The organism is Teichococcus deserti (genome assembly GCF_001982615.1).
GTDB lineage: Bacteria > Pseudomonadota > Alphaproteobacteria > Acetobacterales > Acetobacteraceae > Pseudoroseomonas > Pseudoroseomonas deserti.
Genome location: NZ_MLCO01000190.1, coordinates 17,516 through 27,304 on the forward strand (window position 1 = coordinate 17,516; position 9,789 = coordinate 27,304).

Here is a 9,789-nt window from a genome sequence, read left to right on the forward strand (position 1 = left end):
TTTCGTAAGGCGAACCATCTTTCCGTGGCGCGTGAGTCCGGCGATCCTGCCGGACCGCTCCTGGCAGCACGGAAAGAACCATGGCCATCACCCGCACCGGCACCAATGGGCCCGATCTCCTGGTCGGCAGCGCGGAGGATGACCTCCTGCTCGGCCTCGCCGGCGACGACCGGCTGGAGGGCCTGGGCGGCGGCGACCTGCTCGATGGCGGCATGGGCAATGACCTGATGCTCGGCGGCGCCGGCAACGACACCTACTACGTCAACAAGGAGACCGACCAGGTCGTCGAGCTGCCCGGCCAGGGCTACGACACCGTGCGCTCGACCGTCTCCTGGACATTGGGCACCGGGCAGGAGGCGCTGGTCATGGCGACCCTCTCGGCGGTCGCCGGCACCGGCAATGCGCTGGACAACAGCATCATCGGCAGCCTGGCCGACAACCTGCTGCGCGGGCTGGAGGGCGACGACCGGCTGGAGGGGCGCGACGGCGATGACGCGCTGCAGGGCGGCGAGGGCGATGACTGGCTCGATGGCGGCAGCGGCCAGGACGTGCTGCATGGCGGGCTCGGCGACGACACCTATGTGGTCGACAGCGCCGCCGATCGCACCGTCGAGCTGAGGAACGAGGGCTACGACACCATCCGCAGCAGCGTGGCCTGGACGCTCGGCGATCATGTCGAGAAGCTGGTGCTGACCGGCAGCGCGGCAACCGGCACCGGCAATGCGCTGGACAACACCGTCATCGGCAATGCCGCCGGCAATGCGCTGAAGGGCGCCGCCGGGGACGACCGGCTGGAGGGCGGCGTCGGCGATGACCTGCTCGACGGCGGCATGGGCAACGACCTGATGCTGGGCGGTGCCGGCAACGACCGCTACATCGTCAACAAGGTCACCGACCGCGCCTTCGAATTCGCCGACCAGGGCATCGACGAGGTGATCGCGACCGTCTCCTTCGCGCTGGGCAGCAATGTGGAGAACCTGCGGCTGGTCGGCGGCAATGCCCTGACCGGCAGCGGCAACGGGCTGGACAATCTTCTCACCGGCAGCGCCGCCGGCAACACCCTCTACGGTCGCGATGGCGATGACAGCCTCTCCGGCATGGAGGGCGACGACCGGCTGGAAGGCGGCGCCGGCGACGATCTGCTCGATGGCGGCGCGGGCGATGACCTTCTGCTCGGCGGAAGCGGCAACGACCGCTATGTCGTGCTGCCCGGCGACCGCATCATCGAGCTGGCCGATGGCGGCTACGACACCGTGGTCACCCGCGGCTCCTGGACGCTCGGCGCCAATCTGGAGGCGCTGCTGCTGGTCGGCACCAGCCGCGCCACCGGCATCGGCAACGGGCTGGCGAACCTGATCGTCGGCTCCAGCCTGTCCGACACCCTGCAGGGCCTGGGCGGCGACGACCTGCTGCAGGGCGGCGCCGGTCACGACACGCTGGAGGGCGGGGCCGGCAACGACCGGCTGGAGGGCGGCACCGGCAATGACACGCTGGACGGCGGCATGGGCGACGACACCCTGCTGGGCGGGCTCGGCGACGACACCTACTCCGTCAACAAGGTGACCGACCAGGTCGCCGAGCAGGTGGGCGAGGGCTACGACACGGTGCGCAGCACCGTCTCCTGGACGCTGGGGACCGGGCAGGAGGCCCTGGTCATGGCGACCCTCTCGGCGGTCAGCGGCACCGGCAACGCGCTGGACAACAGCATCATCGGCAGCGCGGCGGGCAATCGTCTCGACGGGTTGGAAGGCGATGACCAGCTGGAAGGACGCGACGGCGACGACAGGCTCGAGGGCGGCCTGGGCGACGACACGCTGATCGGCGGGCGCGGCAACGACACGCTGCTGGGCGGGGCCGGCAACGACCGGCTGGAGGGCGGCGACGGCGACGACATCCTGGAAGCCGGAGCCGGTGACGACGTGCTGGAGGGCGGCGGCGGCAACGACACCTACCGGATCGGGCTGGACAGCGGCACGGTCACGATCAACGACGCCTGGGGCACCGACACGGTGGAATCCTGGCGCAGCATGACGATCTGGCTCGAGCGGCTGGTCCTGATGGGCGAGGCCGATCTCGACGGCACCAGCCGCTTCGTCCAGGGCAATGCCGGCAACAACCGGCTGGAGGGCTATACCCTGGCGGGCGGTGCCGGCAACGACACCTATGTCGGCCTGGCCTGGCAGGAGCAGGAGAGGATCGAAGGCCGCGGCGGGGAGTACCGTCTGATCACCCATCTGCCCTGGATCATCGAGGCGGCGGGCGAGGGCGTCGACACGCTGATCTGGCAGTACGGCAATTTCTTTGACGGCGTCACCTACAATTCGTCCCTAACGCTGGTGCAGTGGACCCTGTGGGACAATGTCGAGAACCTGGTGCTTCTGGAGGAGCAGTGGGGCCTGTCCGGCAATGCCCTGGACAACCAGATCACCGGCAGCGAGGGCAACGACATCGTCCATGGCGGTGCCGGCCACGACACCATGCTGGGCGGCCTGGGTGACGACAGTCTCTATGGCGATGCCGGCGACGACCTGCTGCTCGGCGGCGACGGCAATGACGCGCTGTTCGGCGGCGATGGCAGCCTCTACGGCGATGGCGGCGACGACCGCGTCGAGGGTGGCGCCGGCGACGACGATCTGAACGCCCATGTCATGGTCGGCGGCACCGGCAATGACACCTATTTCTACACCGCCAGCACGCAGCGGATCGTCGAGCTGGAGGGCGAGGGCCACGACATCGTCTGGGCACGGGCCGATGTCGACCTGCGCGAGCTGGGCGGCTCGATCGAGGAGCTCATCCTCGAGGAGACCGGGATCACCGGGACCGGCTCGCTCGGCGATGACCTCATCCGCGTCATGTCCTGGGATGTCACGGCCTATGGGCTCGATGGCGACGACCGGTTCGTGACGGAGGTCGAGGCCACGCTGCAGGGCGGGGCGGGCAACGACGTCTATGTCCTCCAGGATCATTCGGTTGTCGTCGAGCTGGCCGATGCCGGCCATGACACTGTGGAGTTCCGCTATGCGGCCGGCAGGGTGAGCCTGGCCGACAATGTCGAGGATGGCTTCATCCTCACCGCGGGATCGAACCACCTGATCGGCAATGCGGGGAACAACGTCCTGACCGCCATCGGCAGCGGCAGCGCCGACCTGTCCGGCCTGGCGGGGGACGATGTGCTGATCGCCGCGGCCGGCGGCACCTTGCGCGGCGGCGAGGGCCATGACCGGCTGGTCGGTGGCGCCCTGCTGCTCGGCGAGGAGGGCGACGACATCCTCGAGGCCGATGCCGCCACGACGCGGCTCGACGGCGGCAGCGGCGACGACATCCTGCACGGCGAGACCCGCGGCAGCGCCGTCCCGTCGATCGTCTTCGTGATCGACTCGGCGGGCGACCGGATCACCGGCGACCGCGTGGGCGACCTCGTCGAGGGCAGCGGGGTGATCGACCTGACCGGCCTGGCGGTGCTGGAGCTGCGCCTGCTGGCGGCGGCAACCGGGCTTGGCAATGCCGCGGACAATATCCTCATAGGAAGCTCCGGCGACGACATCCTGGAGGGGCGCGCGGGCGACGACCGGCTGCAGGGCGGGCTGGAAGCCGACCGCCTGACCGGCGGCGCCGGCAACGACCTCTTCCACTATGCCTCGGCGCTGGAAGGCGGCGATGTGGTCACCGACTTCGCCAGCGGCGAGGACCGCCTCCTGATCTCGGCCACGGGCTTCGGGGGCGGGCTGGTGGCGGGCATGTCGCTGGCGGCCACCGGCCGCTTCACCGCCAACACCACCGGCGAGGCGGAGGAGGGCGTCGGCCGTGGCCAGTTCATGCTGAACACCACCGACAACTCGCTCTACTGGGATGCCGACGGGCTGGGCGGCATCGGCACCGTGCGGCTGGCGCGCTTCGAGACGCTGGCCAACGGTCTCGCCGCCGCCGACATCGTCATCGCCTGACGCGCCACCGGGGCGGGGCAGCCGTCCCGGCCCCCCGGCACCACGCCCCCGGCATCACGCCACCGGCAACTCCACCGCGTATTTCGAAACCTCCGGGACGCTGCGAATCATCTTCTTCTCGGCGAGGAACTTGGCAAACCGCTGGTAGCGGTTGGCATCCAGCGCCGCCGGGCTGAGAGAGAACCGGTTCAGCGTGTCGCGGAAGGCGCGGCGGTTCAGCTCGTTGTCCAGCTCGCGGCGCGGGCCGGCGATGAACATCTTCCAGCTTTCTTCGGCGTTGTTCACCAGGAAGGTGGTGGCGCCTTCGAGCGCGTCCATGAAGCGGCGCAGCGAAGGGTCGCGCACGCGGTCCGTGTGCGCGACGTAGATCAGCTCGTCATAGATCGGCATGCCGTGCTGCTCGGGGTAGAAGGCGCGGCCGGGGCGCTTCTCGATCTCCATCTGGTGCAGCTCGAAGTTGCGGAAGCCGCCCAGGATGGCGTCGACCTGGCCCGACATCAGCGCGCTGGACAGGCCGAAATTGACATTGACCAGCGTCACGTCCTTCGACGACAGCCCGACGGTGCCCAGGATGGTGTCGACCGCCACCTCCTCGAAGCCGGCCGTGCTGAAGCCGATCTTCTTGCCGCGCAGGTCGGTCAGTGACTTGACCGGCCCGTCGCGCAGCACCGACAGCGTCGACAGCGGCGTCGCCACCAGCGTGCCGACGCGCGCCAGCGGCAGGCCCTGGTCGACCGCCAGATGCAGGTTCTTCTGGTAGTAGACGCCGAGATCCGCCTGCTTCGCCGCCACCATCCGCGGCGGGTCGTTCGGGTCGGCCGGGGCGATGGTCCGCACCTCCAGCCCGGCGCGGGCGAAGAAGCCGGCCTCCTGCGCCACCACGATCGGCGCGTGGTCCGGATTGACGAACCAGTCCAGCAGCAGGGTCAGCCTGGTCGTGCCCTGCGGCGCTGGCGCGGGCGTCTGAGCAGGCGCCTGGGCAGGCGTTTGCGCCATCGCGGCCGAGGCGGGCAGGGCAAGGGCGGCCAGCGCCGGCAGCGCCCGGCGGGGAAGCAAGGTCATGGCGTTTCTCCGTCGTTCTCGGACAGTTGGTCGGGCTGCCAGGGCAGCAGCGCCCGCAGCAGCCGGTCGGTGGCGAACCACAGCGTCATGGCCATGGCGGCCAGGATGACGAGGGCGGCGAACATCATGTCGGTCTGGCTGCGGCCATTGGCCTGCAGCATCACATAGCCAAGCCCGGCCGAGGCGCCGACCCATTCCCCCACCACCGCGCCGATCGGCGCGACGGCGGCGGCGACGCGCAGGCCGGAGGCCAGGCCGGGCAGGGCCGCCGGCACCCGGATCCGCCACAGCACCGCGGCGCGCGACGCGCCCATGGTGGCGGCCAGGTCCAGCCACCCGGGCTCCGTCCGCCGCAGGCCATCGTAGAAGGCGGTGGCGACCGGAAAGAAAATGATGATGGTGGCCATGGCGATCTTGCTGGCCAGGCCGAAGCCCAGCCACAGCGTCAGCAGCGGCGCGATGGCGAAGACCGGGATGGCCTGGCTGGCGATCAGCAGCGGCAGCAGCCAGCGCCGCCCGCCGCGCCAGGCCGAGAGCAGCAGCGCCACCGCGCAGCCCAGCAGCGTTCCCAGCAGCAGCCCCAGCAGGATCTCCGTCAGCGTCGTCAGGGCGTGGCCGTAGAGGATGTCGAAGCGGGTCCACAGCACTTCCGCCACCCGCAGCGGCGCCGGCAGCAGGAAGGGCGGCACCTCGGTCCAGCGGACGAAGCCCTCCCAGAGCAGCAGCAGGCCGAGCAGGGCGATCAGCGCCCTCATGCCGCCTCCGCAAGGCGCTCGAGCAGCGCGGCCTGGGCGGCCAGCACCTCGGGGTCGTGTGCGGCGCGCAGCGGCGGGTGATGCGGCATCGGCAGCGCGTCCGGGATGGCGCCGCCAGGGCCGGGGCGCAGCACCAGGATGCGGTGCGCGAGGCGCAGCGCCTCCAGCGGATCGTGGGTGACCAGCAGCACGCTGCGCCCTTTCAGCAGTCCGCTGGCCAGGTCCTGCAGCCGGTGCCGGGTCGGCGCGTCCACGGCCGAGAAGGGCTCGTCCATCAGCACGAAGGGACGGTCTTCCATCAGCGTCCGCGCCAGCGCCGCCCGCTGCCGCATGCCCCCCGACAGCGCGTCGGGCCGGGCGGCCTCGCGCCCCGCCAGGCCGACGGCGGCGATCAGCGCCCGGGCCCGGTCGCGGTCCGGGCGGGCATGGCGCAGCCGCGCGCCCAGGCAGACATTGTCTTCAAGGGTCAGCCAGGGCAGCAGCAGGTCCTGCTGGCCCATCCAGGCGATCCGCCCGGCCAGCGTCCCGCCATCGCCCAGGGTCAGGACCATGCCGGGGGGCGCCGGCAGCAGCCCGGCCAGCAGCCGCAGCAGGGTGGATTTGCCGACGCCGGACGGCCCGAGCAGGGCGGTCACCTCGCCCGGCGCGACGTCGAGCGAGAAGGAGCCCAGCACCGCCCGGCCGCCAAGGCGGAGTCCGGGCAAGGCAAGGCCGAGCGCAGGCGGCATGCGGAACCTCCGATCCCTTCGCCGGCATGACCCGGATCAGGTTCAAGGGGTCGCAGGGCCCATCCCTGCCTCTCAGCCTCTCAAGTCAGGCTCCCCCCGGATGCGGTGGTTCTAGGCATGGCCCCCGCTGTCACGCAAGTTTCGTGATGCCGTCATGGCTTGCCAGCGGCGCCGCGCTGCGCTTCCAGGCAGGCGATGACGCAGCATGCCTGGCCCGGCCCCTGGCTGATCGGATCGGAGATCTACCGGAACTCCAGCTATGGGCCCGGCCATCCGCTGGCCATCCCGCGCGTCTCCACCACGCTGGACCTGATCGCGGCGCTGGGCTGGCTCGACCCGGCGCGCTACCGCGACAGCCCGATGGCGACGCCGGCCGAGCTCGCCCGCTTCCACCACCCGGACTATATCGCCGCGCTGCAGGCGGCCGAGGCGGCGCAGGCGGTGCCCGACGCCGTGCGCGACCGCTTCGACCTGAATGCCCGCGGCAATCCGATCTTCCCTGAGGTCTTCCGCCGCCCGGCCACCAGCGCCGGCGGCGTGCTGCTGGCGGCGTCGCTCACCGCGGAAGGTGGCGCCGCCCATGTTCCCGGCGGCGGGCTGCACCATGCCAAGGCGGACCGCGCCAGCGGTTTCTGCTTCCTGAACGATGCCGTGCTCGGCCTTTGTGCCTGGCTCGACCAGGGGCTGACGAACCTCCTCTACATCGACATCGACGCGCATCACGGCGACGGCGTGCAGGACGCCTTCGCGCATGATCCGCGCGTCTTCACCCTGTCGATCCACGAGGCCGGCCGCTGGCCCTTCACCGGCGCGCTGGACGACCGCGCCGGCGGCCATGCCCGCAACATCCCCGTTCCCGCCGGGCTGAACGATGTCGAGTTCTCCTATCTGTGGCAGCAGGCGGTGATGCCGCTGCTGCGGCACCTGCGCCCGCAGGCCATCATGCTGCAATGCGGCGCCGACGCCCTGGAGGAAGACCCGCTCGCCCACCTGTCGCTGTCCAACAACGCGCATTTCGGCGCCGTGGCGTCGCTGCGCGACCAGGCGCCGCGGCTGATCCTGCTGGGCGGCGGCGGCTACAACCCCTGGACCGTCGCCCGCTGCTGGGCCGGCGCCTGGGGCGCGCTGAACGGATTTTCTCCGCCGGACCGCCTGCCGGACGCCGCGGAAGGGATCCTCCGCGGCCTGACCTTCCACCGCGCCGCCGGGCGCAACCCGCCCGAGACCTGGTTCACCACCCTGCGCGACGCCCCGCGTCCCGGCCCCCTGCGGACCGAAATCCGCCATCTCGCAGCCGTCACGCTGCAGGACCTGCCAACCCCCACCCGAGTTATGCCATGATGCCCGCCATGCGCCGCCGCACCCTGCTCGCCCTGATGGGGCTTGCCGCCATGACCGCCTTCCAGGCCGCCACCCCCGCTTTCGCCCAGGACGGGCCGCAGCCCCGCCTGCCGACCGAGCCGCTGACCATCGTCACCCGCGACGGCACCCGCCATGCCTTCACCGTGGAAATGGCGCTCAGCCCCGACCAGCAGACCGTGGGCCTGATGTTCCGCCCCGAGGTGAAGCCGGACGAGGGCATGCTCTTCGACTGGGGACAGCCGCGCGAGAGCGCCATGTGGATGCGCAACACCATCACCTCGCTCGACATGGTCTTCATCAGCCAGGACGGCCGCATCCATCGCATCGCCGAGCGCACCGTGCCGCTCAGCCTGGCCACTGTCGACAGCCGCGGCCCGGTCCGCGCCACGCTGGAACTCGCCGCCGGCACCGCCGCCCGGCTGAACCTCCGCGTCGGCGACAAGGTCGAGCAGCGCATTTTCGGCACGGCGCGTTAAGCTTTATCAACTTACAGGTTTATCGCGTCGTTGTGATCGTGTAAGGACCCAGCCGGGGGCGCCGCCGCGCCCGGCAGGAGCTCTGACCATGGTGACGCTGACCGGCTCGATCCTGGCCGACCGCCTGACCGGCACGGCCGCGGCCGATAGCCTCTCGGGAGGCGCCGGCGACGACATCCTCTCCGGCGGTTCCGGGAACGACCTGCTGGAGGGCGGCACCGGCAACGACCAGCTCAACGGCGGCGGCGGCGCCGACCGCATGATCGGCGGCGCCGGCGACGACCTCTATCTGGTCGACCAGGCCGGCGACGGGGTGATGGAGCTGGCCGGCGAGGGCATCGACACCGTCCGCGTCACCGGCCTGGCCGCCTACACCTTGGGCGACACCCTGGAGCGCCTGGTGGTCGCCTTCAACGGCGCCTTCGCCGGCACCGGCAATGCCCTGGGCAACCGCCTGACCGGCGGCGCCTTCGCCGACCGGCTGCGGGGAATGGCCGGCGACGACACCCTGCTGGGCGGCGGCGGCGACGACTTCCTCGAAGGCGGCGAGGGCAACGACATCCTCAGCGGCAATGCCGGCGACGACCGCATGATCGGCGGCCCCGGCGATGATTTTTTCAGCGTCGAGCAGGCGGGTGACGTGGTGGTCGAAAGTCCCGGCGAGGGCATCGACACCGTCCGTGTCCTGGGCCTCGCCGCCTATACCCTTGGCGACAACGTCGAGAAGCTGATCCGGGCCGGGAACACCGCTTTCTCCGGCACCGGCAATGCCCTGGCCAATGCCCTGACCGGCAATGCCGGCGCCGACCGCCTGTCGGGCCTGGGCGGCGACGACCTGCTGCGCGGCGGCGCGGGGGACGACGTGCTGCTCGGCGGCGACGGGATCGACACCCTGCGTGGCGAGGCCGGCACCGATCGGCTGGAAGGCAGCGCCGGCGACGACCGCCTCGATGGCGGCCTCGGCAACGACACCCTGCTCGGCGAGGCCGGCGCCGATGTCCTGATGGGCGGCGACGGCAACGACACCCTCGACGGCGGCCTCGGCAACGACCGCCTGCTCGGCGGCGCAGGCAACGACACGCTGCTGGGCGGGGATGGCAACGACACCCTCGATGGCGGCCTCGGCGCCGACCGGATGGAGGGCGGCGCCGGCAACGACCTCTACTATCTCGACCACACGTCCGACCTGGTGGTCGAGGCCGAGAACGCCGGAATCGACACGGTCTTGTCCATGGGCCTGGCCAGCCTGACCCTCGCGGCGAACGTCGAGAACCTGACCAACCGCGCAGCCACCGCCTTCTCCGGCACCGGCAATGCGCTGAACAACCGCCTGACCGGCAATGCCCTGGTCGACAAGCTCTATGGCGGCATTGGCAATGACACTCTCTCCGGCCTTGACAGCGACGACCGCCTGGAAGGCGGCGAGGGCGACGACTACCTGGTCGGCGGCGCCGGCAACGAC

At 71.0% G+C, this 9,789-nt stretch carries 6 protein-coding genes, 1 pseudogene and 1 riboswitch; of the genes and pseudogenes, 4 read left to right on the forward strand and 3 right to left on the reverse strand.

Annotated elements, in window-relative coordinates:
• Positions 1 to 80: 80 nt before the first annotated feature.
• Positions 81 to 3,944: a calcium-binding protein gene (locus BKE38_RS31555; protein ID WP_076958783.1), complete on the forward strand. Its 3,864-nt coding sequence runs from the start codon at positions 81 to 83 to the stop codon at positions 3,942 to 3,944.
• Positions 3,945 to 3,998: 54 nt separating this feature from the next.
• On the opposite strand, the gene BKE38_RS18690 is transcribed toward BKE38_RS31555, so the two are convergent.
• The 3 genes from BKE38_RS18690 to BKE38_RS18700 all read right to left on the reverse strand — a co-directional run bounded on the left by BKE38_RS18690 (position 3,999) and on the right by BKE38_RS18700 (position 6,489).
• A complete protein-coding gene (locus BKE38_RS18690; RefSeq protein ID WP_076958784.1) occupies positions 3,999 to 5,006 on the reverse strand; it encodes an ABC transporter substrate-binding protein in 1,008 nt (335 codons plus the stop codon).
• Positions 5,003 to 5,761, reverse strand: coding sequence for an ABC transporter permease (locus tag BKE38_RS18695; protein ID WP_076958785.1), 759 nt, complete (start codon positions 5,759 to 5,761; stop codon positions 5,003 to 5,005). Before BKE38_RS18695 ends, BKE38_RS18690 begins: the two co-directional genes overlap by 4 nt.
• Positions 5,758 to 6,489, reverse strand: coding sequence for an ABC transporter ATP-binding protein (locus BKE38_RS18700; RefSeq protein ID WP_076958786.1), 732 nt, complete (start codon positions 6,487 to 6,489; stop codon positions 5,758 to 5,760). Before BKE38_RS18700 ends, BKE38_RS18695 begins: the two co-directional genes overlap by 4 nt.
• A riboswitch (TPP riboswitch) is annotated at positions 6,485 to 6,596 on the reverse strand. It overlaps the preceding gene by 5 nt.
• 88 nt (positions 6,597 to 6,684) lie before the next feature.
• Here BKE38_RS18700 and BKE38_RS18705 point away from each other — a divergent pair.
• The 3 genes and pseudogenes from BKE38_RS18705 to BKE38_RS31560 all read left to right on the forward strand — a co-directional run.
• Complete coding sequence (locus BKE38_RS18705; protein ID WP_076958787.1) at positions 6,685 to 7,830, forward strand: acetoin utilization protein AcuC; 1,146 nt, start codon at positions 6,685 to 6,687, stop codon at positions 7,828 to 7,830.
• 8 nt (positions 7,831 to 7,838) lie between these two features.
• The gene (locus tag BKE38_RS18710) at positions 7,839 to 8,327 is read left to right on the forward strand and encodes a DUF192 domain-containing protein (protein ID WP_083747664.1); all 489 of its coding nucleotides are present in this window, start codon (positions 7,839 to 7,841) and stop codon (positions 8,325 to 8,327) included.
• 88 nt (positions 8,328 to 8,415) lie between these two features.
• A pseudogene (locus tag BKE38_RS31560) lies at positions 8,416 to 9,789 on the forward strand (calcium-binding protein); the annotation flags it as partial.

Bases quoted from the DNA above. Each gene is read 5' to 3' on its own strand.
- BKE38_RS31555 (WP_076958783.1), top strand. From the start codon at position 81: ATGGCCATCACCCGCACCGGCACCAATGGGCCCGATCTCCTGGTCGGC.
- BKE38_RS18690 (WP_076958784.1), bottom strand. From the start codon at position 5,006: ATGACCTTGCTTCCCCGCCGGGCGCTGCCGGCGCTGGCCGCCCTTGCC.
- BKE38_RS18695 (WP_076958785.1), bottom strand. From the start codon at position 5,761: ATGAGGGCGCTGATCGCCCTGCTCGGCCTGCTGCTGCTCTGGGAGGGC.
- BKE38_RS18700 (WP_076958786.1), bottom strand. From the start codon at position 6,489: ATGCCGCCTGCGCTCGGCCTTGCCTTGCCCGGACTCCGCCTTGGCGGC.
- BKE38_RS18705 (WP_076958787.1), top strand. From the start codon at position 6,685: ATGACGCAGCATGCCTGGCCCGGCCCCTGGCTGATCGGATCGGAGATC.
- BKE38_RS18710 (WP_083747664.1), top strand. From the start codon at position 7,839: ATGCGCCGCCGCACCCTGCTCGCCCTGATGGGGCTTGCCGCCATGACC.